Genomic DNA, 25,336 nt, shown 5'->3' on the forward strand with positions numbered 1-25,336 from the left:
TTAACCCTTAAATGTAATTACACGCAAGTCCTTAAGACAAAAGTGTGACCTAATAGTTTTGAATAAATGCTATGATTAAAGCGATTAATATCAATACACACGCTGAAATTGTATTAATAACTTTTGGGTTTGCTTTTATCCAAACAATTAATTTTCTAGCAAGAACAGCATAAGCAATTAAAGATAAAAAATCTAAAACTGCATATGTTGTAATTAAAATTATAAATTGGACAATATAATTTGAATTAAAATCTATAAACTGTGGGAATATTAAAGGAAAAAACATCCAAGCTTTTGGACTTGTTCCTGCAACTAAAAAACCATCTTTAAAAAAAGAAAAAAAGCTTTTTGACGAAATATTATTTGAATTTATATCTTTTGGTCTTGAATTATAAATATCATAAGCAAGATAAAGTAAGTAAGCTATACCAATCCACTTAAAAGTATTTAGAAAGTTTGGATTATCGACAAAAAAAGATCCTAAAACAAAAATTACTAAAGTGGCTTGAATAATATTTGCCGTAACATCTCCAAGACCTGTCCAGATACATTTTTGAACTCCATAATTCATGGAATACGAAATGATTACAATTCTAGGTGTGCCAGGAGTGATAAATAAAAATAAAATAATCTGTAAAAAAAGAAAATAATTTAAGGGAAGCATTTTGTTGTTTGGATAGTCCTAAATAAAACCGGGAGCTAAAGATGGCTAAATAGGACTATCTTAGGAATGATAATATCATGAGCTGAAATAAAATGCATTAACCATTTTTTTCAAATATAAGGTATTTATGAAAAAAAAAGGTCACACCCCTATAACTAGGGTTAAAAATCCAGAGCCTCATGTATCAGATCCTGAATGGATCATCTGGGCTGCTTGGGCTGACCGGATTACCTTTGAAGAAATAGAGCAAAAAACTGGAAAGACAGAAGGTGAAGTAATCAAGATTATGAGGCGTTCTATAAAGCCTGTTTCTTTTAGATTGTGGAGAAAAAGAGTTAATCAAAAAAGTATTAAACATAGAAAAAAATTTGAATACTCTAGAAAAGAAATTACTAGTAAAATTAAAAAGAATGATTATTTATAAGATATGAAAAATGTAACTATTTATACAGGTCCACTTTGTAATTTTTGTGATGCAGCAAAAAGATTATTAGCTAGAAACAACGTTGAATATAAAGAAATTAATATTGCAACAGTAGATGGAGCAATGGATGAAATGATTACTAAAGCTAATGGAAAAAGAACTATTCCACAAATCTTTTTTGATGATAATCATATTGGTGGTTACGATGATGTTAGAGCTCTTGAAAAAGAAAATAAATTACTAGAACTTTTAAAATAAACTAGTTTTTAGGTTTAAAAGTCAGACAAACACCATTATTACAATATCTTTTACCAGTTGGTTTAGGTCCATCTTCAAAGATATGACCATGATGTCCACCACATTTTTTGCAATGATATTCTACCCGCTCATAACCTAATAGAGTATCTGTTTTAGTTTCAAATGCATCCGGTAACGATTGATAAAATGAAGGCCAACCTGAACCACTTTCATATTTGGCATTTGAGTCAAATAATTTTTCACCACAATTAGCACAATGATAGCTTCCTTCTCTCTTCTCGTGATTTAATTCACTTGTACCAGGCGCTTCTGTACCATCTTCAAATAGAACTAATTTTTGTTCAGCTGTAAGGTCTTTGTTAATTTTTTTTGTCATGGTTTATTCTAATACTCTTAAGGGTTTACCTGCAACACATGCCTCTAATCCTTCAATCATCTGTGTATAAAATATACTATAATTTTCTGCTGTTACATAGCCAACATGTGGCATCAACAATGCATTTGGTAAAAATCTTAATTTATTTCCTTCTGGTAGAGGTTCTTTTTCATAAACATCAAGTCCTGCTCCAGCAATAACATTGGTTGATAATGCTATAATTAAATCATCTTCATTAATAATTGATCCTCTAGATGTATTAATTAAAAAAGCAGTTTTTTTCATTGAGTCTAATTCTTTTAGTTTTATTAACTCTTTATATCTTTCTCCACCTTGCACATGGATCGATAAAAAATCAGAATTTTGAAATAGATCTTCTTTACTGCATGGAAGGACACCAAGTTCTTTACAGGTATCCAAGTTTAAATTTTCACTCCAAGCCATAACTTCCATGCCAAAAGCTTTAGCAATTTTAGCAACTTGTGAACCAACTCTTCCAAGTCCAACTAACCCCAAAATCTTTCCTTTAAGCTCAAACCCAATAGTGGTTTGCCAGTAACCTTGGTACATGTTGTCAATTTCTTCTTTAAAATTTCTAGCTAACCCTAAGATTAAACCCCAGGTTAATTCTGTTGTGCCTGCAAAATCAATGTCAGTACCACACACAGTAATTTTTCTCTTTTTAGCAGCAGCTAAGTCTATTGCTTTATTTCTTGAACCACTGGTAATGATATATTTAAGGTCATTTAAATTATCGATTAAATTTTTAGTAATAGGAGTTCGCTCTCTCATTATCAATAATGCTTCAAAGTCTGATAATTGCTCTATGGCATCTGCTTCATCTTCAAAGGGTTTACTGAATATTTTAAATTCATATTTGCCAGATAATTTTTTTAAATCAACAAATTCGTGAGACACGTTTTGGTAATCATCTAAGATAGCAACTTTAAGCATTTTTAATCTTTCTGTTTGATAAAAGAATTCCTGTTAAAATAAATATTGCGCCCAACATATGATAAAACATAAATTTTTCATTAAAAATAATCATTGCCATAATTGCACTTAAAATAGGCATCATATGTAAAAAAACACCTGCTCTGTTAGCACCAATTAAAGCAACTCCCTTTATCCAAAAAATAAAAGAAGCAAGACCTGGAAATAGAACTACATAAAATAAAATCATGTAAAAGTTTTGATTTAAAACAATTCTAAAGCCCATTTGATACTCTATAAAGTAAATTGGTATTAAAAAAATAAAGCCAAATGAAATTACTACTTCTAGTAAACCTAGTTGAGATAGTTCGTGTTTTTTTTTCTTTAAAAGAGCTGAATAAGTAGCCCAAGAAAGCATTCCAAAAACCATCGTGATGTCACCCTTGTTGAAGTCTAAATTCATTAATATTCCAAGATTTGCTTTGGTTATAATTAAAACAACTCCAATAAAAGAACATGTAACGCCCATTATTTGAAAAGTATTAGTTTTTTCAATTTTTAAAATTGAAGAAATGAAAATGATCATCACTGGTATTGTTGATATCATCAACACTCCACTGATTACTTGCGTAAAGTTTAAAGAATAATAGACAATTGAATTAAAGATAGTGACGCTCGTTATTCCAAGAATTGTGTAATATTTATAATTTTCTAAAATATAACTTCTTTTGTTAAATAGTTCTTGAATTGTAAATGGAGCTAAGATCAACCAAGCAAAAAGCCATCTATAAAAATTTAATGAAAATGGAGGTACTTGATATTGACTAGCAAATTTTCCAACTAAAAAATTTCCTGACCAAAATAAAGCTGCTAAAAATAAAAAAATATAAGCAACATTATTTTTATTTATCACTTAGCTAAACCTAAGAGAGCTATATGGCTTTAAGTCTAAGTTTGTATTTTCTTCAGCAATCATTCCAGAGATTATTTTCCCTGAAATAGGTCCTAATGTCCATCCTAAATGATGATGACCAAAGCAATAAAAAACATTTTTATATTTTTTTGAAGGTCCTATTACAGGCAAGTAGTCTGGTAATGTAGGTCTAAAACCAAGCCACTCATCTTCATGTTCGGGTAAATCACCCATCATGTATTTTGCATTATTAATTAAATTTTTAACTCTTGATTTTGATAATGGGTTGTCTAATCCACCAAATTCAACCGTACCTACAACTCTAAGTCCCTGTTCCATGGGTGTAATACCAAATCCTCTATTTTGGAAAATTACGGGTCTACTTAAAAGATGATCGCAATTTTTAAAATGCACATGATACCCTCTTTCAGTATCTAGAGGTATTTTTTCATCTAAATTATCTGTTAATTTTTTTGAAAATGAACCGCAGGCAATAACAATTTTATCAAATAGAAAACTTTGTGTTTCAGCTTTTATAACTGGCTTTTCATCATTAAAATTTATGTCTTTAATATTCATTTTTAAAAACTTACCCCCCTTTTTCAAAAAAAGATCATAAAGTTTTAAAAGAATTTTCTTAGGGTTTCTCGCATGTCTGCCATATTGATAATAAACACCTCCATGATAGATAGGTTTTATATTCGGTTCTAAGTCATGAATTTCTTTTGGAGTAATTACTTGTTGATCAACCCCCAGTTCATTTCTAACTTTAATCTCTAGTTCTCTACTTTTTAAACTTTGATCGTTCCAAATATATAAAATACCTTTTTTTTCAACCAATCCTCCAAGCTCTACTTCATCAAATAATTCATCATAAGCAGGTAATGCTAAATCTAAAATTTGATGCATGTTTTTAGCAGTATGCATCATTCTTTTTGTAGTACAGTTTCTTATAAATTGTAAAAACCAAGGCATCATTTTTGGAACATAGTTCCATTTTAAAGCAAGTGGACCTGTAGAACTTAAAAGCATTGCAGGTACATCAGTTAATACATCAGGTCTATTTATAGGAACAGATGCATATGGAGAAAAGTGACCTGCATTACCGTAGGATGCAGCAGGACTTCCCGGTTCATCTCTATCAAAAATTGTTACACTAAAACCTTTTTTTTGTAAAAATAAAGCATTTGAAATACCTTGTATACCAGCACCAACAATTCCAATTTTTAAATTTTTTTCCATGACACTTTATATAATTCTTAAAATTAAATATTCTCGCGACAAATTCGACAAGTAAAACATTAAAATACTTACGCTATTAGCTGTTTATGATTAATTTTAGCACTCATAACAATTGCAAATCCAATCATGGTTGCAAGCATTGAAGACCCTCCATATGACATAATTGGCAGTGGAGATCCAACGATAGGCAGTAAACCTAAAACCATTGACATATTTACTGTTACATAAAAAAATATTGCAGACCCATAGCCGTAGCAAAAAAGTTTAGCAAAATAACTCCTCGAGATTGCACCAATTCTTAATACTCTATAAATAATGATTATATAAATTAACAATAAAACTAGAGAACCTAAAAAACCTTGCTCCTCAGCAAATAAAGTGAAAATGAAATCTGTATGTTTTTCTGGTAAAAATTCTAAATAACTTTGAGTTCCTTTTAAAAAACCTTTGCCAGTTAAACCTCCAGATCCAACTGCTATTTTAGATTGAATAATTTGGTAACCTGCACCTAGAGGATCCCTATCTGGATTAAGAAAAGTCAAAATTCTAAGCTTTTGATAAGGTTGTAAAAAAGCAATGGCAAAAGGCATTGAAATTAATAAAGTTATAAATGAATAAACAAAATATTTAATATTAATTCCTGCAAGCCATATGACAACTAATCCACTTAAAGCAATTAAAATTGAAGTTCCCAAATCAGGTTGAGTAATAACAAGCATGATTGGTAAAATTAAAATTACCAAAGCAACAAACATAACTTGAAAACTATTAACTTTATTCAATTGTATACGGTGATAATATTTAGCAAGGCATACTATTATTGCAATTTTCATTAATTCAGATGGCTGTAAATTAATAAAATATAAATTGATCCATCTTTGTGATCCTGAAGCTTTAATGCCATACAAGGAAGCCCAGACTAGAAAAAATAAAACTACAATATAAAAAAAGTAAGCAAAGTAATGCCAAAATTTAATATTAAAAAATGACATAAAAATCATCATTGTGAAAAAAATTAAAAATTTTGAAATATGACTTTTGCTATGAAATAAGATTTGCCCCCCATCGGTTGAGTACATGGACAAAGCACTAATTAACCCAAGCAATAAAATACAAATTAACAAAATGTAATCAAAATTTCTTAATTTTTGAAAAAAAGTGGGTTGTGTATTAAATGAATTGTATTGCATTTATATTTTTAAATCATTTTGTTTAGTTTGTTTCTCTCTTAGCTCATGTCTATCTATAATTAATTTAAACAGTTTTTTTGCAATCGGTGCAGCAGCTGAACTACCTGATCCACCATGCTCTATAACAATACTTAATGCGTATCTTGGATTCTTATATGGACCAAACGCTATATATAAAGCGTGATCCCTCTCATTATATGGAATTTCAGAGGTACTTAAATCAAGTTCTCTTGCAGCTTCAGTTATTCTTTTAACTTGTGATGTTCCTGTCTTTCCAGCAAATTGGTATTTGGGATCTTCGATACGTGAATTGTAAGAAGTCCCTCTGACTTCATTTGTAGATGCAAATATCGCTTCACAAACTAAGTTTATATTTTTAGAACTTTTAAATAAAGTTTCATGTTCCTTTTTATCTAAAAACCCTAAAAGTTCTTCTGTTGTATCTTTTAATCCACTGTCTTTTTTATTTAATTGTCTTCTATTTTCATTCATTATGAATCTAATTTCATCTGCAGTTTTACTATCCTCTTCTACTATTATTTTTGGATAAATCTTAAATCCTCCATTTGCAAGCTGAGCTGTCATTTGACATAATTGTAGAGGTGTTGTTTGAGTATAGCCTTGTCCAATACCTGTGATTAATGTTTCACCTATAACCCAACCTTTTCCTAAATTATTTTTTTTCCATTTGGTGTCAGGAATTAACCCTTTTTTCTCAATACTAAATGTTTCATTTAAAACTTTTTCACCAAGGCCAAATTTTATAGATGTTTCTTTTAATCGATCTACACCAAGTTTTCTCGCAATCTCATAAAAATATGTATCACAAGACTGCTTCATTGCGTCCTTTAAATCTACAATGCCATGTCCTCTTTTTTTCCAGCAATGATAAGTTTGTCCATACATTTCAATTTTTCCTGTACAGTTAACTTTGAAATTTTCATCAATAATTTTATTTTCTAGTGCTGATAAAGCTACCATTGGTTTGAATGTTGAGCCTGGTGAATACAAACCAGATAAAGTTTTATTAACTAATGGTTTTAATGGATTGTTTCTAATTAACTGCCAGTCATCTTGATTAATTCCAAAAAGAAATAAATTAGGGTCAAATGATGGTGATGACTGCATAGCAATTATATCACCCGTATAAATATCCATTACACTTATTGAGCCAGCTACACCTTTTAAAAGCTCATTACAAAACTTTTGAATTTCTGTATCTACTGTCAGTTTAATTGTTTTGCCATTTAATCCATCGGTATGATCAAGTTGGCTAATTCTTTTTCCATAGGCATTAACTTCATACCTTTGGATACCATTCGTACCAATTAATTCATCTTCAAAAGTTTTTTCTAAACCATTTTTTCCCACTTTGAGACCTGGTACATGTGTACTTCTTATAATTTCATTATTTAGAATATCTTTTTCACTCGCTTCACTAACATAGCCCAAGACATGTGTATAACTTTCACTAAAGGGATAGTTTCGTGATACAGATAGAACTGGTTTGGCTCCTACTAAATCGTGCAAGTAATAATTGACTTTTGTAAACTGCTCCCATGTTAAATTTTTAGAAATGATTATAGTTTCCCAAGGTTTTTGTTTATTTTTTTGGTCTATTATTTTTTTAAAATCATTATTACTAATATTTAAAATTTCTTTTAACCTTACCATCAAATATTTAAAATCTTCTACTTCTTCAGGAGTAACATGAAGTTGATATACTTTTAAATTACCGGCAATAACATTTTCAAAATAATCTAAAAACTCACCTCTAATTGGAGGTAATTTCCATTCACGTAATCTATTTTTGTCAGATAGAGTTAAATATTTTTTATTCTCTGTAATTTGTAATGAAAATAATCGAGCTATTATTCCAGTAAATACAATAATCTTAGCAGCACCAATAATAAACATTCTTCTATTAATGGTTTGAACTTTTTTTACACCAAAATCTTCACCCAGCATTATTATTTCTCACTACATAATTTTCAAAAAAATTAAATAAATTTGAAAATAAAAAATAAAACAAAAAAGTGAATACCATATTTATTATTTGGTCAAAATAATTTAACTCATAATTAAAAATAAATTTTAAAGATAAAAACAATAATGAATTTATAATTAAAATTGTTAAAAGAAAAAATATACCATCTTTTAGTAAACTTGGTCTTAAAGTGATATTTCTAAGATAGGATGCTGCTACACAAAGTATTAGATACATTAAGCTGCTTAATCCAATTGGAGTTCCTATCACAACATCGTTAAACAAACCTGCAATAAAAATATAAGTATATCCTAAACTTTCAGTTTTTTTTAAACTATAATAAAAAATTAAAATATATGAAAAATTAAATGAAAAATATTTTAAACCTGAATAATTAAAATCATAATCATTTAAAACAGATACAAAAAGTAAAATTACGGGTACTTTTAATAATATTATTCTAATAAAATTTTTATTTCTTAACCCTGTCATTTGTTCTCACTTTTTTTAAATGAAACAACTTTTACAAATTTTAATTGAGAAAAATCTGAAAAAAAATCTACTTTTTTTTCATCACTCAAGTTATTAATATTCATTCTTCCTATAGGTATTCCAGCCTTGAATAAGCTGCCTGCTCCAGAAGTGTAAATAACAGACTCATTTTTGATATCCTCATATTTTTTGCTATACTGAATTACCCCATAATCTTTACCCGTCCCTGAAAGTATAGAAATTACTGTATTCGGTTCTACTATGACTGGAATTTTACTATTCAAATCTGAAAGTAATAATACCCTAGATGATGAATAGTTAACCTCAACAATTTTTCCAACAAGATATTCACCATCTATTACAACCATTCCAAGGTTTACTTTATGTTTACTGCCTTTGTTAATGATGATTGATCTTAAGTAAGGACTACTTTTATCACTTAAAACTTTAGCAATTATAGTGTCTGATTTAACCAAATGATCATCAACAATATTTTTTAATCTTTGGTTTTCTGAAATTATAAATTCATTTAATAAATCTTTGGCTTTTAAAATCTCTAGTTCAGACTTAATTTTTTCATTTTCCTTATAAAGTTTTTTATGATTTTGGATTGTAAGATAACTATCTTTTAATAAATTTTCTGGCACAGAAACTATAAAAGACGATCTATAAACTACTTCCTTAATGCCTGCTTTTACATAGTTTATAATTTTAAAGTTAAAACTGCCCAAAATTAAAAAAACTATAGAAAAAAATATTAAACTTAATAATGAGAATCTTTGCTGTGTTCCTTTTTTTAAAAAAGCAGATCTTAATGCAATTACAAAATCATCTCTGCTTGGTTCCATTATTTCTAATATTCAGATAGCATAGTAGAGAATGTTTCTTCTTGCTCTAGAGCTTTTCCAGTACCAATAGCAACACATGCTAAAGGATCATCTGCTATAAAAACTGGCAATCCAGTTTCTTTTGAGAATCTTTTATCAATATTTTTTAATAAAGCTCCACCGCCTGTTAACGTTAAACCCATATCTACTAAATCAGCTGACAACTCAGGAGGAGTATTTTCCAGAGCATCTTTTATCCCATTTACCATTTCTTTTAAAATATCATTTAAAGCTTCCGCTGTATCTTCTTCAGTAATATTTACTTCTTTAGGTGTTCCTGATCTTAAATCTCTACCTTTAACAGCATAAGTATTGCTGTTCGATGGTATAGCAGTACCAATTTCTTTTTTTATTTTTTCAGCAGTACTATCTCCAATCATTAAATTATATTCTTTTCTCATATAATTAACTAATGCTGTATCCATTGCATCTCCAGCAACTCTTAAAGATCTAGAATAAACAAGACCACCTAGTGACATAACGGCTATCTCCGTAGTACCTCCACCTATATCAACAACCATTGATCCTGTTGCTTCTGAGATTGGAAGACCTGCACCAATTGCTGCAGCGATAGGTTCCTCAATTAATTGTACTCTTCTCGCACCTGCTGCTAACGCACTATCTTGAATGGCTTTTCTTTCAACTGGTGTTGACCCTGTAGGAACGCAGATCAAAATTCTTGGGTTTGCAAAAGTTTTATTTTTGTGAACTTTTTTTATAAAATGTTTAATCATTTCCTCTGTAACTATAAAGTCTGCAATCACTCCATCTCTCAAAGGTCTAATAGCACTAATGTTACCAGGTGTTCTTCCAAGCATCGTCTTTGCTTCATCACCTACAGCTAACACAGTTTTTTTTCCATTATTATCAGCAATGGCTACTACAGAGGGTTCATTTAAAACTACTCCTTGCCCTTTTAAAACAACAAGTGTGTTAGCAGTTCCAAGATCAATCGCCATATCTTGACTCCAAATACTACTTAAATTTTTAAACCAATTAGCCATCTTAGTTATATACCTTTCACTTTTTGAGTTTCATGCTCCATTGGAGCAGTTTTTTTTCTTTTAATAATCATTTTATTTAAAGCACTTAAATAAGCATTAGCTGATGCTACCAATGTGTCAGTATCCGCAGCTTGTCCAACTGCAGTCTTTCCTTCTTCTTCAATTCTAACACTTACTGTAGCTTGTGCATCAGTTCCTTCAGTAACTGCATGAACTTGATACAATAACAATTTTACATCATGAGGATATAATACTTTGATGCATTTAAAAATAGCATCTACAGGTCCATCTCCTGTTTCAGATGTTTTTTTAACTTCTCCATAAACATCTAGTGTCATTTCTGCTTTTTGAGGTTCACCTGTTCCTGCAAAAACTTTCAATGATTTTAAATTAATCATATATTTATCTAAAACCAAACTATCATCAACTAGTGCTGCAATATCATCATCATAAACATGTTTTTTCTTATCAGCTAAAATCTTAAATTTTCCAAAAGCTGTTTGAATTACATCATCAGTTACATCTGCATAACCAAGATCATTTAATTTTTCTTTAAATGCATGTCGTCCTGAATGTTTTCCCATAACAAGAGATGTTTTTTTAACTCCTACACTTTCAGGCGTCATAATTTCATATGTTTCTCTATTTTTAAGCATTCCATCTTGATGAATGCCTGCTTCGTGTGCAAAAGCATTTTTTCCAACAATTGCTTTATTAAACTGAACAGGAAAGGTTGCATTTGAAACAACTTTAGAAGCTTTACTTAACAATTCAGTTTTAATTCCAGTTGAATAAGGCATTAGATCATTTCTTGTTCTTATTGCCATTACAATTTCTTCAAGTGCTGCATTACCCGCTCTCTCACCAATACCATTTATAGTGCACTCTACTTGTCTTGCTCCTGCTGCAACCCCTGCAAGTGAATTTGCAACTGCTAACCCTAAATCATTATGACAGTGAACGGATAAAATTGCTTTATCAATATTTGGAACTTTGTTTTTTAATGTTGTAATTATTTTTGTAAATTCAGCTGGAATTGTATAACCAACAGTATCTGGAATATTTATTGTTTTAGCGCCACAACTGATTGCAAGCTCAACTGACTTACACATATAATCCATATCTGTTCTTGTGCCATCCTCGCATGACCACTCAACATCATCTGTTAAATTTCTTGCATAAGTTACACTTTCTTTAATTGCATCTAAAACTTGTTCTGGTGATTTATTCAACTTGTGCTTCATGTGTAATGGACTTGTTGAAATAAAAGTATGAATTCTAAATCTAGGGGAAGCTTTTAATGCTTCATGGCATACATCTATATCTTTTTTACTTGCTCTTGATAATCCACAGGGAATAGAATTTTTTAGAATTTTACTTATCGCAGTTACCGCTTCAAAGTCACCAGGGGATGCAATTGGAAAACCAGCTTCAATTACATCTATACCTAATTCATCAAAAATTCTTGCAATTTGAATTTTTTCTTCAAGACTCATTGATGCACCAGGTGATTGCTCACCATCTCGCATCGTAGTATCAAATATAAAAATTTTATCTTTGTTGCTCATAACCAATAATTTTAGAAAATCTATAATACAATCTATAATAGAGATTGCAAAATAAATGTTATATTTTGGCTATAATTTATGATCGATTGAGGTTTTTAGTAAAAATTAACTCTTATCACTATCTATTAATTTTTTCTTACCAATCCAAGGCATCATGGCTCTAAGTTCAGCACCAACCTTTTCAATTGGATGATCCGCAAGATCTTTTCTCATTTTTAAAAAGTTCTTTTGGCCGCCTTCACACTCTTTCATCCAGTCTTTTGTGAACTTACCAGATTGAATATCAGCTAGAACTTCCTTCATTCTTTTCTTGCTCTCACTATCAACAACCTTTTTACCAGATACATACTCTCCATACTCTGCTGTATTGGAAATTGAGTAATTCATATTAGCAATTCCACCTTCGTAAATTAAGTCTACTATCAACTTTACTTCATGTAGACATTCAAAGTATGCCATTTCTGGTTCATAACCAGCTTCAGTTAGGGTTTCAAAGCCATTTTTAATAAGCTCAACTAATCCACCACATAAAACTGATTGTTCACCAAATAAATCTGTTTCACACTCATCTTTAAAGGTAGTTTCAATAATACCAGATTTTCCCCCACCTATTGCTGAGGCATATGATAATGCAAGGTCTCTTGCTTTACCTGTTCCATCTTGATGAACTGCAAATAAACATGGAACTCCACCACCTCTTTCAAACTCACTTCTAACCAAGTGACCTGGTCCTTTTGGAGCAACCATAAATACATCTAAATCTTTTCTAGCATCAATCAGCTTGTAATGAATATTTAACCCATGAGCGAAAGCTAAACTTGTTCCTTGTTTAATTCTTTGCTCAATATGATTTTTATAAATTGAAGCTTGTAATTCATCAGGTGTTAAGATCATTGCAACTTCTGCCCATTCAGCAGCATCTGACATATTCATAACTCTTAATCCTTTTGACTCAGCTTTGGCTTTACTCGCTGATCCATCTCTAAGTGCTACAACAACTTCTTTGGCTCCACTATCTTTTAAATTTAGTGCATGTGCATGACCTTGGCTTCCATAACCAAAAATTGCTATTTTTTTACTTTTAATTAAATCTACATCTGCATCTTTTTCATAAAACATTTTCATTTTTTTTCTCCTATTGGTAATTAATTTAAAATTTCTGCACCTCTAGTCATTGCTACCGCTCCAGTTCTTGAGGCGCTGACAAGACCAAGTGGTTTTAAATTCTTTATCATACTATCTATTTCTCTTCTTAATGCTGTAATTTGAATTACAGCAGATTTATTTGTCTGATCTAATATAACTGGATTATACTTTTTACAAGCATTTAAAGCTTTCTTAATTTTGATAGAATTTGCAACAATTTTTAATAGAGCCATTTCTTTAAATATCACTTTTTTATCTTCTCTTTTAAAATTAACAACATTATGCACTGGAACTAATTTTTTAAGCTGCAATACAATTTGTTCTATAACTTGTGGTGTCCCTGTTGTGACAATAGTAATTCTAGAAAGGTTTTTTTTATGATCAATTTCAGCAACTGCTAAAGATTCAATATTATATCCTCTACCTGAAAATAGCCCTACTACTCTGGATAAAACACTTGCTTCGTTATCAACCCATACAACAATAATGTGTGTATCAATTTTTCCAGATTTACTAGGTGTGCTATATGCGGATTTAGATTTTACCATTTAAACTAACGCTTTTCCTTTTCCTGTAATTTTATTTGCATCCTGATCCTTTGGACCTAAAAGCATTTGGTTGTGAGGTTTTCCCGATGGGATCATTGGAAAACAATTTTCTCCTTGATCTACAAGACAGTCAAAAATAACAGGTCTATCTGTGTTAATCATTTCTTCAATTTTTTCATCTAATTCACTTGGATCTTTTGCTCTAATACCAACACATCCATAAGCTTCTGCTAATTTAACAAAATCTGGTAAAGCTTTTGAATAACTTTCAGAATAATTTTTTTCGTGTAGTAGCTCCTGCCACTGTCTAACCATTCCCATATATTGGTTATTTAAAATAAATATCTTTATTGGCAAATTATACTGAACTGCTGTTGATATCTCCTGCATATTCATAAGAATTGAGGCTTCACCTGCTATATCTACCACTAGTTTTTTTGGATGAGCTACCTGAACACCAATAGCTGCTGGTAATCCATAGCCCATTGTTCCAAGGCCCCCAGATGTCATCCATCTATTAGGTTTATCAAATTTATAATGCTGTGCTGCCCACATTTGATGCTGTCCGACTTCAGTTGTAATATAAGTGTCACTATTTTTTGTTAATTCGTACAATCGTTGAACTGCATACTGAGGTTTAATAATTGTATCACTGTTCACAAAACTTAAAGATTGTTTAGTCCGCCATTTTTCAATTTGTAGCCACCAGTTTGAAATTTTTTGTTTATTAGATTTTTCTAGATTTAATTTTTTCTTTTTTAATGTTTTAGTCGTTGAACTGATTACATCCGATACATCACCAACTATTGATAAATCAACTTTAACTATCTTATTGATTGAAGATGGATCTATATCAATATGAACCTTTTTTGATTTAGGGGAGAACTCATCTATTTTTCCTGTGATCCTATCATCAAACCTTGCACCAATATTAATTAATAAGTCACAGTCATGCATTGCATTATTAGCTTCATAAGTTCCGTGCATTCCAAGCATTCCTAAAAATTGATTATCATTTCCAGGATAAGCACCTAGGCCTTGTAAAGTTGAGGTTATAGGAAACCCTGTTAAAGAAACTAACTCTCTTAACAATTCACTTGCTTTGGGTCCTGAGTTAATTACTCCACCACCAGTATAAAATATTGGTTTTTTAGACTCACTCATTAAATCAATAAGTTGATCTATGTCTTTTTGATTAAATCTATTTAAATTTTTAGTAACAACTTTTTTATCTTTATTTGGTTTTGAGTATTTTGTTTTTGCAAATTGAATATCTTTTGGAATATCAACTAATACTGGTCCTGGTCTTCCTGTTGTTGCAACCTCAAAGGCTTCATGCATAATTCTTGGCAAATCATATATATCTTTAACTAACCAGTTATGTTTGGTGCAAGGTCTTGTAATTCCTGTAGTATCGCATTCTTGAAAAGCATCTGTTCCAATTAAGTGTGTAGGTACTTGTCCTGAAATACAAACTAAAGGAACTGAATCCATATACGCGTCGGTTAATGCGGTTACAACATTTGTTGCACCCGGTCCTGAAGTAACCAATACAACACCTGGTTTTCCAGTTGATCTTGCATAACCTTCTGCAGCATGACCCGCTCCTTGTTCATGCCTAACTAAAATATGTTTTATAGTTGGGTGATTTTTTAGTTCATCATAGATAGGAAGAACTGCTCCACCTGGATATCCAAAAATATGTTCAACTTTTTGGTCTTCAAGACACTTGAATACTATCTCTGCTCCTGAATATAATTTTGGCATCCAGGCAATCTATCGGACTTTATGTTAATTGGTCAAGTTTAAGAGAAGATTTTTTTAATTTTTTTATATAACCATTTAATTTGATTGGATCAATTTTAATCCAAGATGTCATCCTAGTTCTTGCCCAAGTCGCTTGTCTTTTAGCGTATTGTCTTGTTTTAATTGATATTAACTCTTCTGCTTCATCCAAGGTAATTTCATGATTTAGATACTGTGTCAATTCGGCAATCCCAATTACCTTGTTTACACTCTGATCTTTTTTAATTTTAAGTTTAAGAAACTTTTTAACTTCAGAAATGGCTCCACTATTTACCATGCTAGAAGTTCTTAAATTAATTCTTTCAATAAGCTTTTCTCTTTTTGTTTCAATATGCAGTTTTAAAAAATCACTATTTTTAAATTCTGATTTAGTCTTAGCTAACCAATCATACATAGATATATTTGTAAAAGATTTAATCTCATAAGCTCTTATGGATCTTTGAGTATCATTTGGATCAAATTTGTCTTTAATTTTAGGATCAAGTTTTAAAAGTTTTTTATAAAATTTTTTTTGTCCTTCTTTTTTAGACATTAGTCTAACTTTGTTTCTAAACTTAAGAGGTATCTCTGGAATTTTAACTAGTCCATTGATTAATGATTGAAAATATAGACCTGTTCCACCAACCAAAATTGGAATTTTTTTCTTTTTTTGAATATTTTTAATTTTTTTAATTGTGAGTTCTAACCATTGTCCAGTTGAAAATTTTTCATTTAAATCAACAAATCCATATAGATGATGTTTAATATTTTTTTGTTCTTGCCTGTTGGGTCTTGCAGTTAATATTTTTAATTTTTTGTAAACCTGCATGCTGTCAGCATTGATGATTTCTCCTTCAATTTTTTTTGCAATCTTAACAGCAAAATTTGATTTACCTGATGCAGTCGGTCCTGAAATTAAGATAATTTTGGACTGTTTGTCCATTATTAATCTAGCTTAACACCAATATATCTTCTTTGGTTTTGATTATTGTAAATTACAATCAAAATAGTTTTTTGATTAGATTTTAAAACAGTGCTTACAATATCTTCAAGATCTTTAGTAGATTTTATTTTTTTCTTTTGAGCTTCAACAATAACATCTCCAACATTTAAGTAATCTATTGGGCTATTTTTTCCAATATTTGTTATAACTAAACCTGTTGTTTGATTAGGTAATTTTCTTTGCTCAATATCTTCATCATTCAATGGTCTTACAATTATTTTTAAAGATTTAATTTCAGAAATTTCAGGTGTTTCTTCTTTAGTTTCTTTTTTTTCTACTTTAAAATCCTCTGAAGTTTCAAGTCTTCCTAGTTTAATTTTTTTTGTAATCTCTCTTTTATTTCTCCAGATTTTAACATCTACAGTTTTACCAACTTCTGTTTGTGCAACAATTATTGGTAATTCTTTCATCTCTTTAATCTTAGTGTTATTAAACTCTAATATAATGTCTCCTGCTTTAATTCCTGCTTTGTCAGATGGGCTATTTTCTGCAACACTAGCAACTAATGCTCCTCTAGGTTCATCTAATTTTTCAACTTCAGCAATTTCTTCAGAAACTACCTGAATTCTAACACCCAGCCATCCTCTTTTAGTTTCACCAAATTCTATCAATTGATTTACAACTCTTTTTGCATCGTTCGATGGTATCGAAAAACCTATCCCAATAGAGCCACCTTTACCCAAAATTGCTGTGTTAATTCCAATTACATCACCATTCATATCAAATAAAGGTCCGCCTGAGTTTCCTGAGTTTATTGATGCATCAGTTTGAATGTAATCTTCATAACGAGACAGACCAATTGATCTATTTCTTGCTGATATTATTCCTGCAGTAACCGTTCCTCCTAAGCCAAAGGGATTACCGATTGCAATAACCCAATCACCAATTCTTGCTTGATCAGAATTTCCAAATTTAACTGGTATAAATTTTTCTTTTGAATCTATTTGAAGGACTGCAATATCAGATAAGGGATCAGCACCAACAACCGTCGCTTTATATTCTTTATCACCATCAACTCGAACTAAAATATCTTCTGCATTTTGAATAACATGATTGTTAGTGATTACAATTCCACTCTCTTCTATTATAAATCCTGAACCTAGTGCAGCAGACTTCCTTGTTTGAGGTGTTCCAAATTCTTTGAACATATCTTCAAAAGGTGATCCAGGGGGAAACTGAAAACCAGGAAATGGATTTGAATTTGTAGTAACTGTTGTCGTTGTAGAAATGTTTACAACAGATGGCATTAATTTTTCTGCCAGATCCGCAAATGATGCTGGTGCATCTTTTGCAAACCCTTGTGATGCAAAACTTATTGCAAAAAATATAATAAATAATTTTTTAATTCTGTTCATTTTAACTTTTTATATACCAAATAATTATAAAACCTATAACTGCAAAAATTAATCCACCACTTCTTAATTGTGAATCTTTTATCATCTCCATTTTTTTTAACATACTTTTCATTTTTGATGGAAATAAGGCATATAAAATTCCTTCTATAAAAAGAAAAAGTCCAAAAGCTATAATTAGCTCTTTCATTATTTTAGATTAATTTTTTGGTTTTATGTTACCAAAAAATTTAAAGAATTCACTGTCAGGTGATAAAATTAAAGATGTCTGTCCACCAATTAAAGCAGTTTCATAGGCTTGCATCGCTCTGTAGAAAGCAAAAAATTCTGCATCTCTTCCAAAGGCTTCTGCAAAGATCTTATTTCTTTCACCATCTCCTTGACCCTTCATGATTTCAGAATCTTTATTAGCATTTGCTAAAATTACAGAAACATCTTTGTCTGCAGTTGAAGTAATTGTAACCGCCATCTCAGCACCTCTTGCTCTAAATTCTTTTGCTTCTCTTTCCCTTTCAGTCTGCATTCTTCTATAAATTGCATCACTGTTTGCTTGTGGAAGGTCCGCTCTTTTAATTCTAACATCTACTATTTTAATTCCAAAACTTTCAGCTTCAGTATTTACGCCTTCTTGTATCAAAGCCATTTGTTTAGTTCTATCTTTTGAAAGTAAAGTTTGTAATTCTTGCTGACCGAGTACATTTCTCAGTCTTGAGTTAATAATCGTTGCTAGTCTTGATCTTGCAACTCTTTCATTGCCAACTGAAATATAAAATTTTAAAGGATCTACAATTCTAAATCTTGCAAATGCATCAACAATTAAACGCTTTTGATCTGATGCAATAACTTCTTCTGGTGGTGTATCTAAATTTAAAATTCTTGTATCTAGAAAAACTACGTTTTGAATAAAAGGAATTTTAAAATTTAAACCTGGTTTTGTAATAATTCTTTTAGGATCACCAAATTGGAGAACAATCGCTTGGTTTGTCTCTTTAACTATAAACATAGATAGAAACGCTAATGCTCCTACTGCAATAATTATTGGTAATAAAATTTTTTGTACTTTCATTAGTTACTTGCCTTTTTTTTACCTAGCTCTGGTAATGGTAAATACGGCACCACACCTGAACCTGCATTTTTTTCTATAATTACTTTATCAATATCAGCCAAAACTTTTTCCATAGTCTCTAGGTACATTCTTTCTTGAGTAACTTCTTTTGCTTTCGCATACTCTTCATAGATAGATACGAATCTGCTAGCTTCACCTTCTGCTTGAGCAACCACTTGTTGTTTATAAGCTTCAGCTGCTTGCATAATTTTTGCAGCTTCTCCTCTAGCTCTTGGGATCACATCGTTTGCATAAGCTTCAGCTTCATTTTTTGATCTTTCCATATCCGCTCTTGCAGCTTGCACGTCTCTAAAAGAATCAATTACCTGATTAGGTGGGTCTGCTTTTTGCGTTTGTACTTGAGTTACCTGAATACCACTATTGTATTCATCTAATATCTTTTGAATAATTTCTTGTGTTTCAATTTCAATTTTAGCTCTTCCTTCAGTTAAAATTGATTGAATATTACTTTTAGCAACAACTTCTCTCATTGCAGTTTCTGCAGCAGCTTTCACTGTACTTTCTGGGTCTTGGACCTCAAATAAGAATTTTCCTGCATCTTTAATTATCCAGAATACTGAAAAATCGATATTAACAATATTTTCATCCCCTGTTAACATTAAACTTTCTTGAGGGATGTCTGCCACTCCTCCACCTTGTGAAAAGCCACTTTCTCTTTCAGATCTAAAACCAATATCCATTCTATTAACTTTTGTAACTTTTGGTGTTTCAACAGCCTCTACTGGAAAAGGAATATGATAATTTAATCCTGGTTGTGTAGTTTTAATAAACTTACCAAATCTAAGAACAACACCTTGCTCATCTGGAAGTACTCTATATAGGCCACTTGCTAACCACACGAAGGCTAAAATAATTAGAACTAATATAATTGGTTTTCCTCCTGATGAGCTTCCACCAGGTAAAAATTTATTTATTTTACTTTGAATATCTCTAATGATTGCATCTATATCAGGTGGTGTAGGTCCTTTTCCCGAACCATTTCCTCCTCCTGGAGGTGTTCCCCATGGGCTTCCGCCTCTACCTTGAAAATCATCTGACATATGACAAAGTATATAATGTCTTTCTTACAAAAAACAAGTAATGATAAAAATATGACAGATAAAAAGCCAGAACTAAGTGACGCAATGAAAAAAAAACTGGAACCTAGAAAGTTCACAAAGAACCCAATTTTAGGAACAAAATTTACAATAGCTGTTTCAAGTGCAAAAGGAGGAGTTGGAAAATCAACTTTTGCAACCAACCTTGCTTTAGCATTAAAACAAATTGGCTGCAAAGTTGGTTTACTTGACGCTGATATTTATGGTCCTTCAATTCCAAAGATGTTTGATATTAATGAAAAACCAAAAAGTGATGGTCAAACCTTAACTCCAATTACAAAATATGACATTCAATGTATGTCCATTGGTTTTCTTGCAGATCAACAAACTCCAATGATTTGGCGTGGACCTATGGTTACTAGTGCAATTAAAACATTTACACAAAAAGTTGGTTGGAAAGATTTAGATTTTATCATTGTTGATATGCCTCCAGGAACTGGAGATACCCAATTAACTTTTTCTCAAGAAATTAAGATGGATGGAGCAATCATTGTCTCAACTCCTCAAGAAGTAGCTCTTCTTGATGTTAAAAGAGGGATTAAAATGTTTGACAAGCTTGGAGTTAAGATTTTAGGTTTAGTTGATAACATGAGCTATTTCACTGGTGATGATGGTAAAAAATATAAAATATTTGGTGAAGGTGGAGTTAAGCGAACTGCAGAAGAATTTGAAAAAGAATTTTTAGGAGAAATTCCAATAAATCCTGAGGTTGGAAAATGTGGAGATGAAGGAAAGCCAATTGTTGAAGCAAATCCTGAACACGAAATTTCTAAAATATATTTAGACTTTGCTAGAAAAATTAAATCAACTTATCTTTAAGATCAAAAGAAACCATAAGTTCATTCCATTCTCTTTTGGATAAGCCTGAACTATCTGGATTAACATCCTCACCTTTAATAAGTTTTTGAATGATAATTTTTCCTTTAGCTGAAACTTCTGTGCCCCCTACTCTATAATCCATGAACGCATCATAAGTTATGGGCACCCATTTCTTAACAGTATCCAACATGATGTCGGCATAAACTCTTATTTCATACTGAGCATGACTATCAGCTCTTAATCTTAAAAAATTCATTAAGTTTAATAAATCAGTTTTCCAATACCACTGGGTATAAGTGTTTAAAGTTAAATTCATTCTTGCAAGTTCTCTTGCTAACCCTTTTTTATTTTCATCAATCGTTGATCCATCAAATCTTTGATTGAGCATCATCTCATAATTATCATAAGTTTGTTCAGCATCATTTTTTAAAAGTTCTAAAACTTCTTTTGCTTGCTCACCTTCAATAACATCACCTCTACCTTGTCTGTTGCTTGAAGATTGAGCTGCTAAATTTTCTGCAGATGGCAAATAAAATTCTTTATCTAAAATTGAATACCTAGCTGAGTACTCATTAACATTTGCTGTTCTATGTCTTATCCATTGACGAGCAATAAAAATTGGAAGCTTCACATGATATTTGATTTCACACATTTCAAATGGAGTGCTGTGCCAATGTCTCATTAAATATTTAATTAAACCTGCATCTGTTGAAACTTGTTTGGTTCCTTTTCCATATGAAACTCTAGCTGACTGAACAATTGAAGTGTCATCTCCCATGTAATCAATAACTCTTACAAAACCATGGTCTAATGCTGGCATTGCCTCATACAAAATATTTTCAAGCGCTGGGGCAGTAACCCTTTTCGTTTGATTTTGCTGACCTTGTTGATCTTTGATCTCTTGTGATTGTTCTTTAGTTAATTTCATGATTTTTATTGAATCTCTCTCAAATGCTTTTATAGTAATAGTGTTGGCTTGCCAACTACGACGATAAACGAATTTCGTAATAACCATTACGGACGTGGGGGCAGTACCCACCACCTCCACCATTTACAACTTACGGGGGTGAAATAGGATCGACGGGTGACTAAAGGCTATTCTTTCGTTCGGGATTGTTCCACCGTAACGGGCTAAACTTTAAATGCTGACGAAAGTTACGCACTTGCTGCATAATTAACTTAGGTTAATTATAGAAGCACGGTCTGGGGCACCGGGTAACAGAACGCCCCTACTAATTTACAAATTTAGTTAGATCAGGTTTAAAATATTTAGGGCCCTTCATAACTTTTCCAGATTCGTTATAGATTGGTTTACCATCTTCACCTAACTTACTCATATTTGAGTTTTGCACTTCCTCAAAGCACTTATCAAGGTCAATACCAAACGCATGTCCAGCCCCATAAGTGACATACAATATGTCTGTTAAAGCATCTGCAACTTCTAAAAGATCTTTATTTTCCATTGCTTCTTTAAGCTCTTCTAATTCCTCTTTTATTAAATCATATCTAAGACTATTGATCTTATCAGTGCTAAAAGATGGCTTAGTTTTGACTTCTTGACCAAAGGTTTCCATAAAAGTTTTTACTTTGTTAAAATTTGACATTTAGCTCCTGTAAGTTTTTAATAATTAATATATAAGTATATTAAATTACTAATTATATATTAATCAATGAAATTAAGAAAAGAGTTTGACAGTATTGGAAGCATCAACGTACCTAGTGATAAGTATTGGGGTGCATCAACTCAAAGATCTAATAAGTTTTTTAATATTGGAAAAATTTTAGTTAATATTTCTATAATAAAATCTATTGCGATCATTAAAAGATCTGCTGCTTTAGTGCATTATAAAGAAAAGCAAATAAATAAAAAAATTACTAATTCAATAATTAAAGCTTCAGATGAAGTTATAAAAGGAAAACTAGATGAAAATTTTCCTTTAAAGGTTTGGCAAACAGGATCTGGCACACAAACAAATATGAATGTTAATGAGGTAATTGCAAACAGAGCAATTGAAATATTGGGTGGAAAAAAAGGTTCAAAAAAACCAGTTCATCCAAATGATCATGTAAATAAATCTCAATCAACAAATGATGTTTTTCCAACAGCTATGCATATATCCGTTGCTCAAGAGACTATATCAAAACTATTACCTAACTTAAAAATTTTAGAAAAAGAGTTAGCGAAAAAATCTAAAGAATTTAAAAATATTATTAAAATTGGCAGAACCCATTTACAAGATGCAACACCATTATCACTTGGGCAAGAATTTTCAGGCTACCAGGTACAGCTAAAAAAATGCATTGAAAGAGTAGAGCTTTCACTTAAAGAAATATATTTTTTAGCGCAAGGCGGGACGGCTGTTGGAACAGGTATTAACTCTAAAAAAGGTTTTGATAAAAAAATTGTTAAAGAGATTGCTAAATACACAAAAATCCCCTTTAAACCAGCTCCAAATAAATTTGCAGAACTTGCAGCTCACGACTCTATTGTAAATTTTTCAGGCACACTAAATACCTGTGCTGTTGCATTAATGAAAATATCCAATGATGTGAGATTTTTAGGTTCAGGGCCTCGTGCTGGATATGGTGAATTAATATTGCCAGAAAATGAACCTGGTTCATCTATTATGCCAGGTAAAGTTAACCCTACTCAATGTGAGGCAGTAACAATGGTTTGTGCGAAAGTAATAGGCAATCATACTGGAATTACAATTGCTGGATCACATGGGCATTTTGAATTGAATGTATTTAAGCCAATGATTGCTCATAATATCCTTCAATCGATAGATCTTATTGCAGATAGTACTAAAAATTTTGCAATTTATTGTGTTAAAGGAATAAAAGCTAACAAGAAAAGAATTAAAGAGCATCTGGATAATTCTTTAATGCTAGTAACAGCGTTAGCTCCACACATTGGATATGATAATGCAGCAAAAATTGCAAAGACTGCTTTAAAAAATGGGACAACACTAAAGTATGAAACACTTAAAACAGGTCTTGTTGATGAGAAAGATTATGAGAAAATAGTAGATCCTAAAAAAATGATTTACCCATCATAAAGGTTAATTAATTCGTTCAGCAACTTTCTGCTTTTAGTTAAATTATTAGAATTAATATCAATAAAACCTTCGGCTATATTGTTAAATTGAGAACTCACATCATTATCGTTTATCTTAATATTATTAAGTTCAATTTGATTACTCAAGAAATCATAAATTATATTTAACTTAATATTTCTAATGTTTTTTCTTGAATTTTTACTGGTGTTTAAAAAAGAGTATAATTTATCAATATCTTTAATGTCTATTGATAAATTAGAACTTAAAAATAACTTATCATTGTATAAAAATAAATCGCTATTAGAGATTTCCATTAAACCAATGTTATTGTTGATAAATACTGAATTATCAAAGCTGATTTTGCCATTTAAAATTCTTAACTCTAGTTTAACTTCATTAAAAATTTCATCTTTTTTAGTAGACTTAATATTTACTAAAGTTTGTACACTAATATTTTCATTAAATAATAAACCTGATTTAATAAATTCATTGATTATAGAGTTTGGTGTAAATAAATTTGAAATTCTATAATCGTATAAATTAATTTTTAGATTTAGATCAAATGGATTTATTGCAAGTTGTCCATTGTAATCTATTTTAGAATTATAAATTCTAGAACCATCTGATTGAAATATTGCTATTTGATCTTTAATATTAAATTTTGTATTAATAGATGAACCTAAAATAGAAATATTACTTATTCCACTACTTAAGTTTTCATCTTTTTTAAAAAAATTATTTATAACTTTTAGTTTAAGATCGGGAGCATTTATCTCAATTTGTTTTCGTAAATTAAGTGCATTTTCATATTTTAGTTTGAAAGGTATATTAAAAATTTCTCCATTTAAATCAAAAAGGTTAAATAAATTTTTTTCATCAAACAATAAAAATGCATTGGAGATTTTTATAATTGAAATTACTTCATTTAAATTGTTCTTAAAAAAAACATTACTATCATTAATTTTAATTTTTTTTTTAGAAAATTTATTTTCACTTTCTTTATAAAGTGGTTTTAAATCATTGCTTAATAAAGAAAAATTTGCTTCTTCAATAACTACTTCGTTTATTCTAATACTATCCTTATTGAAAAAATTATTTTGACTAATAAAAACATTTAATGTTTTAATCTCCGCTAAAGGAGTTTTGCCGTCTCTAATTAAATAATGAGGTTTTGGTAAAATACGATAAGAAAAATCAAATGAATTGCCTGGATTTATATTAAATTCATTACCTAATTCAGTTACAATTTTATTTTGTATCCAATTTTTGTCATATAAAAGGGGTATTGATAAATAAAAAATGTAAATAAATAATACAACTATTGCAGATATTAAATATTTACTAAATTTGCTGACATGAAACTTATCATTTGTTTTATTCTCAACTTTGAATATTGTCTTTTTAATTAAGTTATTAAAATTTTTAACAATTTGTTTCATAAATTACATTGAAAGTTTAACAGC

General features: G+C 30.5%; 26 protein-coding genes and 1 other RNA gene. 5 read left to right on the forward strand and 22 right to left on the reverse strand.

Annotated features, from left to right (window positions below):
- Window positions 1–49 precede the first annotated feature (49 nt).
- Window positions 50–664, reverse strand: a complete 615-nt coding sequence (locus AC5SL4_RS04890; protein WP_494587183.1) for a LysE family translocator — start codon at window positions 662–664, stop codon at window positions 50–52.
- A gap of 127 nt (window positions 665–791) precedes the next feature.
- Here AC5SL4_RS04890 and AC5SL4_RS04895 point away from each other — a divergent pair, with 127 nt between their 5' ends.
- Both AC5SL4_RS04895 and grxC read left to right on the forward strand, forming a co-directional pair.
- On the forward strand, window positions 792–1,088 hold the full coding sequence (locus tag AC5SL4_RS04895; RefSeq protein ID WP_006997921.1) for a TIGR03643 family protein: 297 nt from the start codon (window positions 792–794) through the stop codon (window positions 1,086–1,088).
- A gap of 3 nt (window positions 1,089–1,091) precedes the next feature.
- Window positions 1,092–1,346 carry a glutaredoxin 3 gene (gene grxC / locus AC5SL4_RS04900; RefSeq protein WP_006997920.1) on the forward strand — a complete coding sequence of 85 codons (255 nt, stop codon included), beginning with the start codon at window positions 1,092–1,094 and terminating at the stop codon, window positions 1,344–1,346.
- 1 nt (window position 1,347) lies between these two features.
- Here grxC and msrB read toward each other — a convergent pair whose 3' ends face one another.
- The 18 genes from msrB to hflK form a co-directional block, all read right to left on the reverse strand.
- Window positions 1,348–1,722, reverse strand: a complete 375-nt coding sequence (gene msrB / locus AC5SL4_RS04905) for a peptide-methionine (R)-S-oxide reductase MsrB (protein WP_011282340.1) — start codon at window positions 1,720–1,722, stop codon at window positions 1,348–1,350.
- Between the two features lie 3 nt (window positions 1,723–1,725).
- A complete protein-coding gene (locus tag AC5SL4_RS04910) occupies window positions 1,726–2,676 on the reverse strand; it encodes a D-2-hydroxyacid dehydrogenase family protein (RefSeq protein WP_006997918.1) in 951 nt (316 codons plus the stop codon).
- The gene (locus tag AC5SL4_RS04915; RefSeq protein ID WP_006997917.1) at window positions 2,669–3,568 is read right to left on the reverse strand and encodes a DMT family transporter; all 900 of its coding nucleotides are present in this window, start codon (window positions 3,566–3,568) and stop codon (window positions 2,669–2,671) included. Before AC5SL4_RS04915 ends, AC5SL4_RS04910 begins: the two co-directional genes overlap by 8 nt.
- Window positions 3,569–4,810, reverse strand: a complete 1,242-nt coding sequence (locus tag AC5SL4_RS04920) for an NAD(P)/FAD-dependent oxidoreductase (RefSeq protein ID WP_006997916.1) — start codon at window positions 4,808–4,810, stop codon at window positions 3,569–3,571.
- 68 nt (window positions 4,811–4,878) lie between these two features.
- Window positions 4,879–6,000 carry a rod shape-determining protein RodA gene (gene rodA / locus AC5SL4_RS04925; protein WP_494573900.1) on the reverse strand — a complete coding sequence of 374 codons (1,122 nt, stop codon included), beginning with the start codon at window positions 5,998–6,000 and terminating at the stop codon, window positions 4,879–4,881.
- A complete protein-coding gene (gene mrdA, locus AC5SL4_RS04930) occupies window positions 6,001–7,968 on the reverse strand; it encodes a penicillin-binding protein 2 (protein WP_494573901.1) in 1,968 nt (655 codons plus the stop codon).
- A complete protein-coding gene (locus AC5SL4_RS04935) occupies window positions 7,958–8,479 on the reverse strand; it encodes a hypothetical protein (protein WP_011282344.1) in 522 nt (173 codons plus the stop codon). Before AC5SL4_RS04935 ends, mrdA begins: the two co-directional genes overlap by 11 nt.
- Window positions 8,476–9,327 (reverse strand): rod shape-determining protein MreC, encoded by an 852-nt coding sequence (gene mreC, locus AC5SL4_RS04940; RefSeq protein WP_020169655.1) that lies wholly within the window; start codon window positions 9,325–9,327, stop codon window positions 8,476–8,478. The genes AC5SL4_RS04935 and mreC overlap by 4 nt, the downstream gene beginning before the upstream one ends.
- 5 nt (window positions 9,328–9,332) lie before the next feature.
- Window positions 9,333–10,370 carry a rod shape-determining protein gene (locus tag AC5SL4_RS04945; protein WP_006997911.1) on the reverse strand — a complete coding sequence of 346 codons (1,038 nt, stop codon included), beginning with the start codon at window positions 10,368–10,370 and terminating at the stop codon, window positions 9,333–9,335.
- A 5-nt stretch (window positions 10,371–10,375) separates the two neighbouring features.
- Entirely contained in the window at window positions 10,376–11,938 is a 1,563-nt protein-coding gene (locus AC5SL4_RS04950) for a 2-isopropylmalate synthase (RefSeq protein ID WP_494587184.1), read from the reverse strand.
- Window positions 11,939–12,043: 105 nt separating this feature from the next.
- On the reverse strand, window positions 12,044–13,063 hold the full coding sequence (gene ilvC / locus AC5SL4_RS04955) for a ketol-acid reductoisomerase (protein WP_006997909.1): 1,020 nt from the start codon (window positions 13,061–13,063) through the stop codon (window positions 12,044–12,046).
- 20 nt (window positions 13,064–13,083) lie between these two features.
- The gene (gene ilvN, locus AC5SL4_RS04960) at window positions 13,084–13,632 is read right to left on the reverse strand and encodes an acetolactate synthase small subunit (RefSeq protein ID WP_006997908.1); all 549 of its coding nucleotides are present in this window, start codon (window positions 13,630–13,632) and stop codon (window positions 13,084–13,086) included.
- A complete protein-coding gene (locus tag AC5SL4_RS04965) occupies window positions 13,633–15,399 on the reverse strand; it encodes an acetolactate synthase 3 large subunit (RefSeq protein ID WP_494573902.1) in 1,767 nt (588 codons plus the stop codon). It lies immediately after the preceding gene.
- A 19-nt stretch (window positions 15,400–15,418) separates the two neighbouring features.
- On the reverse strand, window positions 15,419–16,360 hold the full coding sequence (miaA, locus tag AC5SL4_RS04970) for a tRNA (adenosine(37)-N6)-dimethylallyltransferase MiaA (protein WP_494573903.1): 942 nt from the start codon (window positions 16,358–16,360) through the stop codon (window positions 15,419–15,421).
- A 2-nt stretch (window positions 16,361–16,362) separates the two neighbouring features.
- Window positions 16,363–17,775 (reverse strand): Do family serine endopeptidase, encoded by a 1,413-nt coding sequence (locus AC5SL4_RS04975; protein WP_494573904.1) that lies wholly within the window; start codon window positions 17,773–17,775, stop codon window positions 16,363–16,365.
- A gap of 1 nt (window position 17,776) precedes the next feature.
- A complete protein-coding gene (locus AC5SL4_RS04980; protein ID WP_006997904.1) occupies window positions 17,777–17,962 on the reverse strand; it encodes a DUF2065 domain-containing protein in 186 nt (61 codons plus the stop codon).
- Window positions 17,963–17,971: 9 nt separating this feature from the next.
- A complete protein-coding gene (gene hflC, locus AC5SL4_RS04985) occupies window positions 17,972–18,838 on the reverse strand; it encodes a protease modulator HflC (protein ID WP_006997903.1) in 867 nt (288 codons plus the stop codon).
- Window positions 18,838–19,938 carry an FtsH protease activity modulator HflK gene (hflK, locus tag AC5SL4_RS04990; RefSeq protein WP_006997902.1) on the reverse strand — a complete coding sequence of 367 codons (1,101 nt, stop codon included), beginning with the start codon at window positions 19,936–19,938 and terminating at the stop codon, window positions 18,838–18,840. The genes hflC and hflK overlap by 1 nt, the downstream gene beginning before the upstream one ends.
- On the opposite strand from hflK, the gene AC5SL4_RS04995 reads away from it, so the two are divergent.
- Complete coding sequence (locus tag AC5SL4_RS04995; RefSeq protein WP_494587186.1) at window positions 19,939–20,814, forward strand: Mrp/NBP35 family ATP-binding protein; 876 nt, start codon at window positions 19,939–19,941, stop codon at window positions 20,812–20,814. It begins immediately after the preceding gene.
- Here the strand turns inward: AC5SL4_RS04995 and thyX are convergent.
- Entirely contained in the window at window positions 20,795–21,742 is a 948-nt protein-coding gene (gene thyX / locus AC5SL4_RS05000; RefSeq protein WP_006997900.1) for an FAD-dependent thymidylate synthase, read from the reverse strand. The two genes, AC5SL4_RS04995 and thyX, sit on opposite strands and share 20 nt — an antisense overlap.
- Window positions 21,743–21,746: 4 nt before the next feature.
- On the opposite strand from thyX, the gene ssrA reads away from it, so the two are divergent.
- Window positions 21,747–22,048: a transfer-messenger RNA gene (gene ssrA / locus AC5SL4_RS05005) on the forward strand.
- On the opposite strand, the gene AC5SL4_RS05010 is transcribed toward ssrA, so the two are convergent.
- Window positions 22,047–22,418 carry a pyrophosphohydrolase domain-containing protein gene (locus AC5SL4_RS05010; protein ID WP_006997897.1) on the reverse strand — a complete coding sequence of 124 codons (372 nt, stop codon included), beginning with the start codon at window positions 22,416–22,418 and terminating at the stop codon, window positions 22,047–22,049. The genes ssrA and AC5SL4_RS05010 overlap by 2 nt on opposite strands.
- Before the next feature lie 66 nt (window positions 22,419–22,484).
- Here AC5SL4_RS05010 and fumC point away from each other — a divergent pair, with 66 nt between their 5' ends.
- A complete protein-coding gene (gene fumC / locus AC5SL4_RS05015) occupies window positions 22,485–23,873 on the forward strand; it encodes a class II fumarate hydratase (protein ID WP_494587187.1) in 1,389 nt (462 codons plus the stop codon).
- Here the strand turns inward: fumC and AC5SL4_RS05020 are convergent.
- Window positions 23,861–25,312 (reverse strand): AsmA family protein, encoded by a 1,452-nt coding sequence (locus AC5SL4_RS05020; protein WP_494587188.1) that lies wholly within the window; start codon window positions 25,310–25,312, stop codon window positions 23,861–23,863. The two genes, fumC and AC5SL4_RS05020, sit on opposite strands and share 13 nt — an antisense overlap.
- Between the last annotated feature and the right edge of the window lie 24 nt (window positions 25,313–25,336).

This window comes from Candidatus Pelagibacter sp. PS_02, from assembly GCF_059418065.1.